Annotated in this window: 14 protein-coding genes; 6 read left to right on the forward strand and 8 right to left on the reverse strand. The window is 53.5% G+C overall.

Features of this window, described 5'->3' with window-relative positions; all coding sequences use genetic code 11:
* Positions 1-55 precede the first annotated feature (55 nt).
* The 5 genes from LY85_RS15620 to cbiM all read right to left on the reverse strand — a co-directional run bounded on the left by LY85_RS15620 (position 56) and on the right by cbiM (position 5,207).
* Positions 56-2,089: a methyl-accepting chemotaxis protein gene (locus LY85_RS15620; protein ID WP_141827387.1), complete on the reverse strand. Its 2,034-nt coding sequence runs from the start codon at positions 2,087-2,089 to the stop codon at positions 56-58.
* Positions 2,090-2,340: 251 nt separating this feature from the next.
* On the reverse strand, positions 2,341-2,517 hold the full coding sequence (locus LY85_RS15625) for a DUF1540 domain-containing protein (RefSeq protein ID WP_081928198.1): 177 nt from the start codon (positions 2,515-2,517) through the stop codon (positions 2,341-2,343).
* Between the two features lie 86 nt (positions 2,518-2,603).
* Positions 2,604-3,389 carry an ABC transporter ATP-binding protein gene (locus LY85_RS15630; RefSeq protein ID WP_141827388.1) on the reverse strand — a complete coding sequence of 262 codons (786 nt, stop codon included), beginning with the start codon at positions 3,387-3,389 and terminating at the stop codon, positions 2,604-2,606.
* A gap of 8 nt (positions 3,390-3,397) precedes the next feature.
* A complete protein-coding gene (locus tag LY85_RS15635; protein ID WP_141827389.1) occupies positions 3,398-4,186 on the reverse strand; it encodes an energy-coupling factor transporter transmembrane component T in 789 nt (262 codons plus the stop codon).
* 22 nt (positions 4,187-4,208) lie between these two features.
* The gene (cbiM, locus tag LY85_RS15640; RefSeq protein WP_038322866.1) at positions 4,209-5,207 is read right to left on the reverse strand and encodes a cobalt transporter CbiM; all 999 of its coding nucleotides are present in this window, start codon (positions 5,205-5,207) and stop codon (positions 4,209-4,211) included.
* A gap of 445 nt (positions 5,208-5,652) precedes the next feature.
* Here cbiM and LY85_RS15645 point away from each other — a divergent pair, with 445 nt between their 5' ends.
* A complete protein-coding gene (locus LY85_RS15645; RefSeq protein ID WP_141827390.1) occupies positions 5,653-6,279 on the forward strand; it encodes a flavodoxin family protein in 627 nt (208 codons plus the stop codon).
* A gap of 73 nt (positions 6,280-6,352) precedes the next feature.
* Here the strand turns inward: LY85_RS15645 and LY85_RS15650 are convergent, their stop codons facing one another.
* The 3 genes from LY85_RS15650 to LY85_RS15660 all read right to left on the reverse strand — a co-directional run bounded on the left by LY85_RS15650 (position 6,353) and on the right by LY85_RS15660 (position 9,077).
* Positions 6,353-7,180 carry an undecaprenyl-diphosphate phosphatase gene (locus LY85_RS15650; protein ID WP_185741307.1) on the reverse strand — a complete coding sequence of 276 codons (828 nt, stop codon included), beginning with the start codon at positions 7,178-7,180 and terminating at the stop codon, positions 6,353-6,355.
* 137 nt (positions 7,181-7,317) lie between these two features.
* Positions 7,318-8,079: a protein-glutamine gamma-glutamyltransferase gene (locus LY85_RS15655; protein ID WP_141827392.1), complete on the reverse strand. Its 762-nt coding sequence runs from the start codon at positions 8,077-8,079 to the stop codon at positions 7,318-7,320.
* The gene (locus LY85_RS15660) at positions 8,076-9,077 is read right to left on the reverse strand and encodes a hypothetical protein (RefSeq protein WP_141827393.1); all 1,002 of its coding nucleotides are present in this window, start codon (positions 9,075-9,077) and stop codon (positions 8,076-8,078) included. Before LY85_RS15660 ends, LY85_RS15655 begins: the two co-directional genes overlap by 4 nt.
* A 228-nt stretch (positions 9,078-9,305) precedes the next feature.
* Between LY85_RS15660 and LY85_RS15665 the strand changes: the two genes are divergently transcribed.
* The 5 genes from LY85_RS15665 to LY85_RS19365 all read left to right on the forward strand — a co-directional run bounded on the left by LY85_RS15665 (position 9,306) and on the right by LY85_RS19365 (position 13,446).
* Positions 9,306-10,091, forward strand: a complete 786-nt coding sequence (locus tag LY85_RS15665) for a phosphopantothenoylcysteine decarboxylase (RefSeq protein WP_185741245.1) — start codon at positions 9,306-9,308, stop codon at positions 10,089-10,091.
* Positions 10,088-10,627: a bifunctional phosphopantothenoylcysteine decarboxylase/phosphopantothenate--cysteine ligase CoaBC gene (coaBC, locus tag LY85_RS15670; protein ID WP_038322953.1), complete on the forward strand. Its 540-nt coding sequence runs from the start codon at positions 10,088-10,090 to the stop codon at positions 10,625-10,627. Before LY85_RS15665 ends, coaBC begins: the two co-directional genes overlap by 4 nt.
* Positions 10,628-10,714: 87 nt before the next feature.
* Positions 10,715-11,266 carry a Fe-S-containing protein gene (locus LY85_RS15675; RefSeq protein ID WP_141827395.1) on the forward strand — a complete coding sequence of 184 codons (552 nt, stop codon included), beginning with the start codon at positions 10,715-10,717 and terminating at the stop codon, positions 11,264-11,266.
* Positions 11,267-11,410: 144 nt separating this feature from the next.
* Positions 11,411-13,282 carry a sulfite exporter TauE/SafE family protein gene (locus tag LY85_RS15680; RefSeq protein ID WP_141827396.1) on the forward strand — a complete coding sequence of 624 codons (1,872 nt, stop codon included), beginning with the start codon at positions 11,411-11,413 and terminating at the stop codon, positions 13,280-13,282.
* A 20-nt stretch (positions 13,283-13,302) separates the two neighbouring features.
* A complete protein-coding gene (locus LY85_RS19365) occupies positions 13,303-13,446 on the forward strand; it encodes an LDCC motif putative metal-binding protein (protein WP_185741246.1) in 144 nt (47 codons plus the stop codon).
* Positions 13,447-13,478 lie beyond the last annotated feature (32 nt).

The raw sequence follows: 13,478 nt of genomic DNA on the forward strand, positions 1-13,478 counted from the left end.
GAAATGCGATAGCCGGCCGCGGATGCGGCCGGCTATCGTGCTTTTCTATTCCCGATTATTCCGTTCCATTGGCAGAAGCTGCCGTGTTGAACCGTTCCACCAGTGTTTTCAGTGTCTGCGCCTGGCTGTTCAGCTCTTCGCTGGACGCCGCGCTTTCCTCGGAAGTGGCGGAATTGGTCTGGACGACGGCGGAAATCTGGTCCACCCCGGTCGTCACCTGTTCAATGGAAAGGGCCTGTTCTCTGGAAGCCTTGGAAATCTCGTCGACCAGATTGGTCGTCTTCTGTGCGCTTTCCATCACAAGATTCAGCGACTGCGCCGTTTCCTGCACAATTTTGGTGCCGTTGGCCACGGAGCTGATGGAGTTTTCGATCAGCGTTGTGGTGTTCGCCGCGGCCTCGGCGCTCTTGCTCGCCAGATTTCTCACTTCGTCCGCCACAACGGCGAAGCCTTTGCCCGCGGAACCCGCCCGTGCGGCCTCCACGGCGGCGTTTAAAGCAAGAATATTGGTCTGGAACGCGATATCCTGGATCGTTTTGATGATTTTGCCGATTTCATCAGAGGACCGGCTCATCTCGTCCATCGCCGCGATCAGCTGCTGCATGGATTCGTTGCCGTGCTGAATCTCTGTGGAGGCCCGGCCCGCAAGCTGGCTTGCGGTCGCCGAGTTGGCGGCGGTCAGGTTGACCTGGCCGGAAATTTCCATGATGGATGCGGACAGCTCCTCAATGGAGCTCGCCTGCTCCGCCGCGCCCTGCGCGAGGGCCTGGGAAGCGCCGGCGACCTGATGCGAGCCGCTCGCGACCTGCTCCGCGGATTCATAGATCCCCATAAAGAGCTTCGTCAGGGTCGTTTTGATATTTTCGAGAGAGTTTTTGATTTTTGAGAATTCTCCGACATAGTCGTACTGCAGCTCGAAGGACAGATTTCCCACGGCGATCTGGTCCAGCACGGAGGAGATTTCTTCAATGTAGTGGACATATTGCCTGAGCCTGTCCACGGTGCGGGAAAACGCCTGTGCAACCTGGCCGGTTTCATCTTTAGAGGTAATGTTCAGCTCAACGTCCAGATCCCCGTCCGCTATTTTGCCGGCGGCGGCCGTCAGATTTTTCAGGGGATGGATGATACCCCTTGACATAAACACGATGAGTGCCAGCAGAAGCAGCAGGGCCAGTATGAAAACGGTAAAAACGGAAGTCTGGACCGCGCTGAATTCAGCGTTGAATTCCTTCTGTGGAAGACCGGTGGTAACGGTCCATCCCGTGGCTCCCACCGGGGCCACATAGCCGTAATTCGTCTGGTTTCTTGCTGTGTATGTAATGGAACCCGCGGTTTTGTTCTGAATGGCGGCAATGACATTCTGGGACATGCCGGTTTCGGAAATATTTTTGTCGTTCATGTCCTGATCGGGATGGTAAATGAGCTTTCCCGCCTCCGTGGCCAGCATATAGAAGCCGGTATTGCCCAGCTTATAGCCCGATACCATGGTCTGAAGGGTCCCGATGCTGAAATCGATTCCGGTCACGCCCAGCAGGGTTTTGGTCCCTTGCTGATAGACCGGCGCGACGACGCTGACGATCCACTCCTTCGTCTGAGTGTCCTGGTAAGGCTCCGTCAGAATGACCGTCTGCTTTTTTACAAGCTCTTTATACCACGGGCGTTCCAGAACATTCCAGTCCGCTCCGGATAAATATCCGTCCGACTGCGTCAGCTGGCTGGAATCGATATCGGCGATCCATGCCACCACAATATTGTCCGGGTCGCTCTGCTTCACATTCACCAGGGATTGTTTTACGGCGGCGAATCCTTCCGCGGAAGTGATCTTCGTGCCGGGAGCAGCCTTTAAAAACAGATCCTCGAATTGTGAATTCGCCGACATCTGCGTAGCAACTTCGGTATATTTGGAAAAGTACGCTGCAATCTGGTAGGAAGCGGCTTGGGATTCTGCGGTGAGCTGGCTGTTTGTCAGCCGGGTGACAGTCTGTTTCACAGAGGATAAAACAATAGCCGCCGTGACGCAAAATACGACTGCAGCCGGCAGGCCGACAAAGAGGAACATTTTGGATAATAAGCTCTTTTTTGGTTTCATTCCTAGATCACACTCCTTATCTTTTTACAGGGAAATCATGGGAAACCGGAAATCCTGTACTCCTTTTATCGGCTCCATTCACCAAAAAATTTGTGGTAAATACTGGTATTTTCAAATTCAGCACGTTCACCATTTCACATGTTATCCACAGGAAATTTTTGGTGGTTTGGGAAGAATATGATCACAAAATAGAAAGAACCGAAAAAGCAAAATTGTTTTTGCCCGTTCGGTTCGTAATTATTTCGTTTTAATTACTGTTTGCGCTGAAAGGACTCACAGTCCGTGCACTCTTCCATAGTCGGGTTAGCCTCGTGGGTACCGACCTGAATGCAGTCCAGACTACAGTAGTCCTGGCTCTGGCAGTGATATTCACACTGGTCAACAGAACATTTTATACTTTCATTGGCTTTTTTTCCATTGTTCATCATTTTAAAAGACCTCCTTTCCAACAGCTATTTTGTCCATCAAAATGCAAAATATCATTGGAAAGAGTTTGAACTTGCAAAACAAAAAATTAAAAAGGATGAATATGGAAATGCTGATGACCGCTTCCCGGGTGCCTGTGGTAGTATTCGTCGATCAGATTTGCTTTTTTCAGAAGCTCTGTGTCCTCCAGCAGCTCCTGCGCCGGTTTGTCGGCGGCAATGGTGTGGTTTTCGTCAAACAGGACCGCTCTGCCTGCAATCTCCTGTACCATCTCCAGGTCATGCGTGGAGGAGATCAGCGTTTTCCCGGACTCGTGCAGCTGGATCAGGAAAGACACGAACCACCGCTGTGTCCGCGGGTCAAGCCCGTTCAGCGGCTCGTCGAAAACAAGGACCTCGGGGTTCAGCGCCAGCACACAGGCAATGGCCACTTTCTTTTTCTCGCCGCCGCTCAGATGATACGGCTGGCGGTGGCGGAAATCCCGGATGTTCAGGAGCGCAAGACAATCTTCAACTCTTTTTTCGACTTCGCTTTCGTCCATGCCCATCTGACGCGGACCAAAGGCGATTTCGTCATACACGTCGGAGCAGAACAGCTGTGTGTCCGAATTCTGAAACACGAAGCCGATCCGCTGATGAAAGCGTTTGGAAAACACGGGGTCCTGCATTTTTTTCCGTGTAATGCTTTCCCCCGCGAACCGGTATTCTCCGCCGTCGGGAAAGATAATGCCGTTCAAAAGCTTTAAGAGGGTGGACTTCCCGCTTCCGTTCACGCCCATCAGCGCGACGGACTCGCCTTTTTCGATACGCAGGCCGATATGCTTCAGCGCGGGAATTCCCTCGTAGGAATACGATACGTCGTTTAATTCAATCATTGATTTCTTCATCCTAAATAAACAAAAATGGCGATGAACGCGGCATGGACCATGACATACAGAAAATCCGCCGCCGTAAAGCGGAAACGCCGGCGGACGCGGTAGCTGCCGGTAAAGCCCCTGCATTCCATGGCGGAGTACATGTCCTCCGCCATTTCCTTCGACCGAAGGAACAAAGTCCCGGCGATTCCCGAAAGGGAGGAGTATTTTCCCGTGTTTTTTCCCACCGATCTCAGCTTCAGCGAATAAAACAGGTCCAGCGACAACTCACCCAGCAGGACGATGTACTTAATGGTAATATCCAGAACAAAAATAAAAATATCCGGAATAAAGAAGCTTTTCAGCGCGCCGGTGACACAGTGCCAGCCCGTGGTGTGGGAAAGAATGCCGACCGCCGTGACGGTCGCGAGCGTTTTCAGGGGGATCATCACCAGGCTGTACCGGTTCCCCATAAAAAACGACGGAAGGAGGACCAGAAACGAAAAGAAGGCAATGACCAGCCCCGTTTTTAAAATGCGGAGAATCCTTTCGGCGGGCATCATGCTTAAAGCCACCAGCAGATACGCCCCGACGGCGGCAAGGAACCAAAGGTTTCGGGAAAGGGAAAGCAGCACGATCAGCAGGAACGTGCCCGCAACCTTCCAGGGCGCGTGTACGCTGTGCTTTCCGCCGGTGTAGCCGCTTTGCGCCCGGATGCGCGACAGGATGCGCAGCAGGGAGAGAATACTTTTATCGATAAAGGTGTCCCTGTCGGGAAGCGGTTGGTAATTTTCATCCTTCAGCAGCCATTCGGGCATATCTTACGGTTTCCTTCCAAATTTATTCGTGAACGCCGTGGGTGTTCTTTTTCAGGGAAGATACGATTTTAAATACGATCAGCAAAACGGCAACGCCGGCGACCGCCGAAAGGATGTATCCCGCGACTTCGGGGATGCCGCCAACCGAATAGTCGGGCATCATCGCTTCAAAGCTGAAGCCGTTTTGCATTCCCTGCGGAATAAAGCCGAGCGCTTTGCCGTTGGAGACGACCTCCCCGATTTCGTCGGCGCCCCATTCGCCCCAAGCGGTGCCGGTGGCGAGCAGGCCGAGCGGCGTCAGCAGAATCAAAGCGGCAAGCAGCCCATACACGGCTTTGCTTTTTTCCTTTGCGCCTTCGTATATCGTGCCCGGGGAAACCTTTTTAATGAATGCGAAAATGGCGGCGGTAAAGGCCGCTTCCACAACGCCGGCAACCAGAAGGTGAGGAATCAGCATAGCCGGGATGGCGACGGACAGGGGATAAGGGCTGTAAAGCGCCTGACCGGCGGCGTCCCGGAACAGAAGCGGCTGAATGCCGAATTCAATCGCGGCGCACAGCGCGGCGGCGTTGATGCCTATGTACGAGCCGATGACAATTCCAAGATATTCGCCTTTTTCGGAACGAACCCGGTCCTTGATGAACTTATAAATGAAATATCCCACAAACGGTAATACGAACGCCATGTTGAAGCAGTTTGCGCCGAAGGAAAGGATTCCGCCGTCGCCGAAAAACAGGGCCTGTATCAGCAGGGCCACCGAAACGGAAATACAGGCCGAAAACGGCCCCAGAAGGATCGCCAGAAGGGTCCCGCCCACCGCGTGGCCGGTTGTGCCGCCCGGAAGCGGAACATTGAACATCATCATCAAAAAGGAAAAGGAAGCGCCGATCCCCAGCAGGGGCATTTTCGCCCTCGTGATTTCCTTTTTCACCTTTTTTACGGAAACCGCCCAGACCGGAACGACGGCCGCGCCCAAGGCGGCGCAGGTGGCGGGGCTCAGATAATTGTCGGGAATATGCATGTTATAACCTCTCCAATCACAAAAAAATAGCCCAAAAAGAACTACTTCAGTAGCTGCTTTTTGGGTTCATCAAATTCAAAAGAAATGTTTGACTGCGGCCTTCATGGCTTACATTGTCTGTCATTTTACCACAATGCAGAACTTTTGTCAATTGAGGAACGGCGCGGCATTTCTGAAAACGGATGGAAAATATTTCAAAATCCCTCATATTATTATTGACATTACGGCGATCAGGAGTCATAATTTAATCGGAATAGATCGTTGACGTATTGCGTTTTGAAAATTCAGTCTGTATTTCCTGTGTGCAGATCAGACCGGGCCGGTTGCTGTAACCGGCCCGGTCTGATCACCTTATGGGCCGGATCGCTGTTTCCGGAGACTTTGAAGAGATATGCTCCGCCGTCTGCGGAGCTGTTGAAATATGATAAAGTATGGAGGGTTCAAAATGAAAGTCATGCTGATCAACGGAAGTCCTCATGAAAAAGGCTGCACGTATACGGCCTTGTGCGAGGTTGCCGGGGAGCTTGAAAAGGCCGGAATGGAAGCCGAGATTTTTCAGGTTGGCCAGCAGCCGATCCGCGGCTGTATCGGCTGCGGCTTCTGCAAGAAGAACAAGGGCAACAAATGCGTGTTCGGCAACGACCCCGTGAACCACGCGCTGGAAAAGGCCAGAGAAACGGACGGCTTCATTTTCGGCTCTCCCGTCCACTACGCGGCGGCATCCGGAATGCTGACGTCTTTTCTGGACCGGTTTTTCTATGCGGGTACCGTCCTGAAGTACAAGCCGGGCGCGTGCGTTGTAAGCTGCCGCCGCGGCGGGGCAGCGGCCGCGTTTGACCAGCTGAACAAATACTTTACCATTTCGAGCATGCCGGTGGTTTCTTCCCAGTACTGGAACATGGTGCACGGGAATACGCCCGAGGAAGTGCGCCAGGACCTGGAAGGGATGCAGACCATGAGGACTCTGGGCAGAAACATGGCCTGGCTTTTAAAGTCCATTGAGGCCGGAAAACAGGTGGGCATTTCCATTCCGGAGGCGGAAGAGCCGCAGATCACGAATTTTATCCGGTAAATGCCTGTTGAGGCAAAACCGAAAGAAATAAAAACGCCCGTTCCTTTTCGGAGCGGGCATTTTTTTATGAAGATTATTTTCCAGCCAGAAGGAAATACAGGACAACCACAACGCCCAGAACAATCCGATAATAACCGAACGCCTTGAAATCGTGCTTTTTAATGTATCCCATCAGGAACTTGATGGCAAAGACGGAAACGATGAACGCCGTAATCATTCCGGTCGCTAAAATCATCCCTTCCGCGGGGGTAAAGGCGAATCCGAATTTCAGCATCTTGATCAGGCTGGCGCCGAACATCACGGGAATCGCAAGGAAGAAGGTAAATTCCGCCGCGATGCTTCTGGAGGTCCCGATCAGCATAGCGCCGACGATGGTGGCCCCGGAACGGGAGGTCCCGGGAATCAGCGCCAGCACCTGAAAGATGCCGATAAAAAGGGCTGTTTTGTAGGTCAGCTGCGAAAAATTGCGAACAGCGGGCCGCTTGTTCCGGTTGCGGTTTTCAATCAGGATAAACAGTACGCCGTACAGAATCAGAGTGACCGCCACAGTCTGGTAATTGTAAAAAATCTTGTCGATCTGTTCGTTGAACAGGATGCCGATGATGCCCGCCGGAATGCAGGCGGCAAGAACTTTCAGCCAGAGGTCGACGGTTTCGCGTTTCTGACCGGCCGTCTTTTTGGGAGAGAAGGGATTCAGCTTATGGAAATACAGCACGACGACCGCCATGATGGCGCCGAGCTGGATGACCACCAAAAACATTTCCTTAAAGGCGGGGCTTACGTTCAGCCTGATAAATTCATCGGCAAGGATCATATGTCCGGTGCTGCTGATGGGCAGCCATTCGGTCAGCCCTTCTATGATTCCCAGCACAAGCGCTTTCAGGATATCGATTAAGACCACTGTCATCACTCAAATCTTCGTTATTCATCCGGTGCTTACGGATTGCCTTCTATTATAAAATACTTATCTGTCAAATACAAGCAAAATAAAGCGCCGCTCCTGTTTTTACAGGGGCGGCGCCGGAGAAAAACAACACGTCAGGCGGCGCTGCGGCGGGAGATATCGTAAAGCCGGTTAAAGTTCGGGCGCCCCGCCGAATCGAGCAGATGGGCGGATTCATCCGCGTCCTCGCTCCGGTTCTGGTTGAGCGCGCGGATGATCTGGTCCGCGTTGCGGATGCCGATGCCGTGCCCGTAGTATTTGCCGTCGCCCAGGTCGATGACATTTTCGCCCTGCCACTGCGGGACCAGCGGGTCGACGTCGGGATTTGCGAAATACCGCCGGTCCCCCGGCAGATAGACGTCTCTTTTGCTGATATAGCCGACTTCGCGGAGCAGCGGGTCGATATGGTGCCAGTTCATCAGTTCGATTTTCGGGAAGGTCTTGTCGAACAGGGCTTCCCCGTAGACGGACAGAAGAGCCTTATAGTAAACGATCATCATGGCGGTGGCGCATTCCGTGCCGTATTTGGAGCCGTTTTCGTAGATATCCATGATCGCTTTGGAGGGCTTTACGCCGTCTTTCAGCAGGAAGCCCCCCTCCTGCGTCCTTTTCCAGTAATCCGGGTTGCACCGGGTTTCACGGAAAATTTCGAACCCCAGCCCGCTCCGGTAAAGCTGCAGGGAGGCTGCTATGATTTCTTTGCGCAGCGCCAGCTCGAATTTCAGCTGATCGACGGAGTCGTAGACGCTTTTCGCGCTGCTGGAAGCGAGCATGTCGAGGATGGTCCTCTCTATGCTGCCGGGGGCGTATTCCCCTATGCTGTCGGGCTGAACCGTATTTCCTGCTATCACAATCATGCCAGTTCCCTCCGGCCATATTTGGCAATGTCGACCTGCTTGCTGACAGGATACTGCATCCATTCGTTCCACGAGGACTCATTTTTGGTATGAAGATTGTGGGAAAATGTCGCGAGTGCCGCCTTTTCCTCATCTTCCACTTCGTGGAAATGCTCCAGATTGGCGATTTCCTCGTCGGTCAGGGGGGTGAGGGGCCTGTTGTTGCGCGGGGAAACATCCTTGCAAAGGTACTTTGCTTCCAGATTGACACCGCAGACGGAGGGGGAGTTGGTCAGCTGGAGGCTTTCCCCCGTGAAATAGACATAGGGGCTGTTTTCCTTCAGCCACGACAGGTAGGCGTCGTACTGCTTCTGTTTGTCCCTGCCTGTGTTCAGCGGCGTATCCTCCGGAATGTGCAGAAGCTGACAGGCCAGCTCGACGTCCTTTTTGTAGGAAGAACGCAGCTTCCCCGCAATGTGCGTGAGCGACTGCGGGTCGCGGGCCTGGAAGAAAGCCCAGATCAGGTCGTGGTTGTATACGCCCCTGCGGTTGCGCCGGAAAATCAGGTCTGCAATGACCGGCAGAACCGTTTTTTCATGGTGCGTTTTCACCAGCACGGACGCGGTGATATCCAGAATCTGGTCGAATTCGGCGCTCAGCCCGTCTTCGCCCGCGCCGGTGTTGAACATCCAGAGCATTACGGAGTGGACGTCCTCGCTTTTTAAAGAAATTTCCCCGCCCGTACCGTCCTGCGGATTTTTTGCACTCCTGATTTTTTGACATATGTTCAGCGCAGTGCGGTTGCGTTCACTGAGCTCCTGATACAGATTCCGCTCCCAGATCTCCGGCTGCAGGACAAACAGGGTGGCAAAGAGGAGCCTGTCGTCGTTAATGAGCCTGACGGCGTTTTGCCTGTTTCCCCTTTCCGTTCTCAGGAAGGCGTTTCTGCAGAAGTTCGCTCCCCGCGTGCGTCTGATACGGTCCAGATAACCGATGGGACCGTTGTAGCCCGAATTCATCCTAATCGCGCTTCTTTCCATTATGAAATAGTCCCAGAAGGGCCTTCCTTCCATAATATTTTGAAAGAGCGTTTTTGGTTTCTGTAATTGACGGAGTAAACGGGAAAAAAGGAAGAATTCTAATACAGGACATACGCTGAACCGGAACGCGGCGAGTTGACAAATTTCGCGAAATCATATACATTAAAATCATAGTAAAATTATATGGATAAGCAAGGATGTGAGCGCTTGAATTTCATTGTTACCGCGGGCGGCACACGGGAAAGAATCGACGCGGTCCGAACCATTGCGAACGAGGCCACCGGGAAACTCGGCAGCCTGATTGCGGAAGAACTGGCCGAAAGGCTTCCGGGGAAAGAACACATCGTCTATTTCCTCTGCGGAACGGGCTCGTGCCTTCCGAAGACAGAGCGTGGAAATATACGCGTCCTGCATATCGAAGGGACCGACCAGCTGCAGGATACGCTGATCGGCCTGCTGAAAGAACAGGAGATCGACGCGGTCATCCATTCCATGGCGGTGAGCGATTATAAGGTAAGCAGCGTGACGACGCCGGAGCACATTGCGCAGGCGCTTGCGGAAAAATTCCGCGGCGCTCCGCTTCCGCTTTCCGAAGCGGAGTGGGAACAGGCGGTCGCGCAGGCGGTTTTTGCCCGGCCGCTCGGCGCGGAGCACAAGATCAGCTCCGATCTGGAGCATCCGGTGCTGGTGCTGGAAAAAACACCGAAGATTATCGGCCTGATCAAAGACGCCAGCCCGAAGACCCTTTTGGTCGGTTTCAAGCTGCTCAGCGGGGTCAGCCGGAAAGTGCTGATCGATACGGCGTACGGCCAGCTGAAAAAGAACCGCTGTACTTACGTCCTTGCCAACGATATGGATTCCGTCGTACAGGGAAACCACGAGGGATTTCTGGTGGACGGGAGCGGAAGCTATACGGCGTTTTCCGGAAAGGAACAGATTGCGAAGGGCGTCGCGGACAGCGTGCTGAAAAAACTGATGGAGGATCAAGGATGAAAAATATGATACTGGGAGTGACCGGAAGCATCGCGGCGTATAAGGCCGCCGATCTGGCCCACCGCTTTTATAAACAGGGATATCAGGTAGAGGTGATCCTGACAAACGGCGCTACCAAATTTGTAACGCCGCTCACGTTCCGCAGCCTGACGCAGAACCGCGTGTACACGGATGTGTTTCAGGACGATTTTCCGCATGAGATCAAACATATTTCCCTCGCAACCAAGGCGGACGTCGTGCTGATCGCTCCCGCCACCGCCAACATCATCGGGAAGATCGCCTCCGGCATCGGGGACGACATGCTTTCCACCACGATTCTGGCTATCAGGAACAAACCGGTGCTGATCGCTCCGGCGATGAATACGAATATGTGGGAAAATCCGATTGTGCAGGAAAATATTTCTAAATTGAAAAAATACGGCTACCAATTTATAGAACCGAAGGAAAGTTTGCTCGCGTGCGGAACTCTGGGAAAAGGCGCGCTCGCCGAGCTGGACGATATCTGCAGTGCGGTGAACGCCGCCGTAGGGCGGTAATTTGCTTCTGCGTTCGCTTCCATCTTCATAAATTCTCCACAATCTGTTGATAAGATGATGCCAAAACAGATCAGAGGAGTGCATGAAATGGCAAAATCCCAAAAACCAAACTCCAGCCGAAAGGCGGACGCGAAGAAAAAGAGCAATCGCACGATTTATTTGAGCGCGGGTTTTCTGGTCCTTCTGGCCGCGGCTTTCTTTCTTGTGAAAGGGCTGACCGCCCCCAAAACGGCTGCTCCGTCCGGCGCGTCGCTGACCAGCGTTGCAGAGACGGGCGCGGACGTTTCCATTGCCAAAAGCGAGATTACCGAGACGGCGAAGTTTATTCCCTATAACGCCGGGGGTACCAATATGGAACTGATCGCCGTAAAAGCGCCGGACGGCACGATCAGGACGGCGCTGAACACCTGTCAGGTCTGCTATGACTCCGGCAGGGGGTACTATGTGCAGGAGGGCGACGAGCTGGTCTGCCAGAATTGCGGGAACCGGTTCCAGATCAGCCAGGTGGAAAAGCAGAAAAACGGCTGCAACCCCGTGCCGATTCTGGAGGACAGCAAAACGGACGACGGAACGACGATCACCATTTCAAAAGATTTCCTGCAGCAAAGCAAAACCTTGTTTGAAAACTGGAAAAGATGATAAAAAGCAGTACCGCCAGCCGGGGGTACTGCTTTTTCGATCAGGCCTGGAACCCTGCGGAGAATTTCTTCTTCGATCTTCATAAAATCTTCACAGCGGGCTGGTAGGATGCAGCTACAATCATCTTCGGACGGGAGAAATGGTATGGAACGGAAGCTGGCACAGAAAACACTGAAAATAGAGGGCATGACCTGCGCGAACTGTGCCCTGAAAATTGAAAGCACACTCAGCGGGCTTTCCGGGGTGGTAAAGGTGTCCGCAAGCTACGGCAGCGGGACGGCGACCGTCGTTTACGACCCGGAAATTATTCGCATTGAGAAAATTATTGCCGCGATTGAAGAGCTGGATTATCATGTAACAGACGATAAAAACCTTCGGAGCGCAAAAAAAGAAAGCGCCGCGAAGGAACAGGCGGGCGGGACGGCGGACAAAAAATTCGTCAGTCAGCTCATCGGTGTCGGCCTGATTCTTTTCGCGGGCTATCTGATCGTTCAAAATACGGTCGGCCTGAATTTTATTCCCGAGGTCTCCCAGAATATGGGCTACGGGATTCTGTTTGTGGTCGGACTGATTACCTCCCTGCACTGTGTGGCGATGTGCGGCGGAATCAATCTTTCGCAGTGCGTGTCCTACCGGTACGGGGAAAACGATACGGGCAAATGGTCAAAGCTGAAGCCAAGCCTGATGTACAACGCGGGCCGGGTCCTTTCCTACACGATTGTGGGCGGCATCGTCGGCGGCCTGGGTTCTGTTGTCAGCTTTTCGGGGACGGCAAAAGGGATCGTCGCGATTCTTTCCGGCGTGTTTATGGTCATTATGGGCCTGAATATGCTCGACCTGTTTCCGTGGCTGCGTAAATTTGTCCCCCGGATGCCCAAATTTTTCGGCAGCAAAATTTACCGCAATCAGGGGAAGCACGGGCCGTTCTATGTGGGTCTTCTGAACGGGCTGATGCCCTGCGGCCCTCTGCAGGCGATGCAGATTTACGCGCTGGGTACGGGGAGCGTTCTGGCCGGAGCGGCCTCCATGTTCGTTTTCAGCCTCGGCACCGTGCCGCTGATGTTCAGCTTCGGCGCGCTCAGCTCTTTCCTGAGCAGTAAATTCACCCATAAGATGATGAAGGCCAGCGCCGTTCTGGTGATGCTTCTGGGCGTCGTGATGCTCAACCGGGGCTTTGCCCTGTCGGGAATCGGTTTTCCCGGCGTTTCCGCGGCGGCGGCCGGGGGCGACAATATTGCCCGAATCGAAAACAATGTGCAGACTGTATCGACAACGCTGCAGCCCGGCAGCTACAGCCCGCTTGTCGTACAGAAGGGCGTCCCGGTAAAATGGACGATCAAGGCCGACGCGGACTCGCTGAACGGCTGCAACCGGACCATCACGATTCCGCAGTACAATATTACCAGAACGCTGGAACCGGGCGATAACGAGATCGATTTTATCCCGCAGGAGACCGGGAAAATCACCTATACCTGCTGGATGGGGATGATCCGGAGCAATATTACGGTCGTCGACGATCTCGGTAATATTACCGGGCAGGAGGTTTCGCAGGAGTCCGACCTTTCCGCGGGCGGCGCGGCTGCGGCGGGCGGGTGCTGCGGCAACACCCCGGCGAGATTCGCGGACGGCGGGGTCCCCACGGACAGCATCGGCGTTGCGAAAATCAGCGGCAAGGAGCAGGAAGTAACGGTTAAGGTGGACGATCAGGGCTACACGCCTGCGGTGGTCGTTCTTCAGAAGGGGATTCCGGCGAAGATCAAATTCGATACCGGCAGCCTGAATTCCTGTAACAGCATCATGGTTTTTCCGGAATACGGCGGTCAGCTGAATCTGAGCACGGATAAGGAAACGCCGCCGATTACGCCCGAGGAGGATTTTACTTTCCAGTGCGGAATGGGAATGCTCCATGGCTACGTAAAGGTGGTCGACGACCTTGGCAAAGCGGATCTGAATGCGATCAAAGCCGAGGTGCAGAACTATGTTCCCGCGGGCGGAGGCTCCGGCTGCTGCGGATAATTGTGAAAGAGGAAATTTGAATGCTGAAAATTTTTAGGCGAATAAAAACTTCCGTCAAACGCTCTTTGGACCGCATGGCAAAGGAAAACCAGAAGCAGTTCGGCGGCGGGGTGCCCGACTGCTGCAAAATGAACCGTCAGACCAACGAACGGCCACGAAAATAATACGCCGCTTTCAGAATCGGCAGAAAAATATG

Origin of the sequence: Clostridium sp. KNHs216 (genome assembly GCF_006714885.1) — a bacterium.
In the GTDB taxonomy this organism is placed as follows: Bacteria; Bacillota; Clostridia; order Oscillospirales; family Acutalibacteraceae; genus Caproiciproducens.

Bases quoted from the DNA above. Each gene is read 5' to 3' on its own strand.
- LY85_RS15620 (WP_141827387.1), bottom strand. From the start codon at position 2,089: ATGAAACCAAAAAAGAGCTTATTATCCAAAATGTTCCTCTTTGTCGGC.
- LY85_RS15625 (WP_081928198.1), bottom strand. From the start codon at position 2,517: ATGATGAACAATGGAAAAAAAGCCAATGAAAGTATAAAATGTTCTGTT.
- LY85_RS15630 (WP_141827388.1), bottom strand. From the start codon at position 3,389: ATGATTGAATTAAACGACGTATCGTATTCCTACGAGGGAATTCCCGCG.
- LY85_RS15635 (WP_141827389.1), bottom strand. From the start codon at position 4,186: ATGCCCGAATGGCTGCTGAAGGATGAAAATTACCAACCGCTTCCCGAC.
- cbiM (WP_038322866.1), bottom strand. From the start codon at position 5,207: ATGCATATTCCCGACAATTATCTGAGCCCCGCCACCTGCGCCGCCTTG.
- LY85_RS15645 (WP_141827390.1), top strand. From the start codon at position 5,653: ATGAAAGTCATGCTGATCAACGGAAGTCCTCATGAAAAAGGCTGCACG.
- LY85_RS15655 (WP_141827392.1), bottom strand. From the start codon at position 8,079: ATGATTGTGATAGCAGGAAATACGGTTCAGCCCGACAGCATAGGGGAA.
- LY85_RS15660 (WP_141827393.1), bottom strand. From the start codon at position 9,077: ATGAATTCGGGCTACAACGGTCCCATCGGTTATCTGGACCGTATCAGA.
- coaBC (WP_038322953.1), top strand. From the start codon at position 10,088: ATGAAAAATATGATACTGGGAGTGACCGGAAGCATCGCGGCGTATAAG.
- LY85_RS15675 (WP_141827395.1), top strand. From the start codon at position 10,715: ATGGCAAAATCCCAAAAACCAAACTCCAGCCGAAAGGCGGACGCGAAG.
- LY85_RS15680 (WP_141827396.1), top strand. From the start codon at position 11,411: ATGGAACGGAAGCTGGCACAGAAAACACTGAAAATAGAGGGCATGACC.
- LY85_RS19365 (WP_185741246.1), top strand. From the start codon at position 13,303: ATGCTGAAAATTTTTAGGCGAATAAAAACTTCCGTCAAACGCTCTTTG.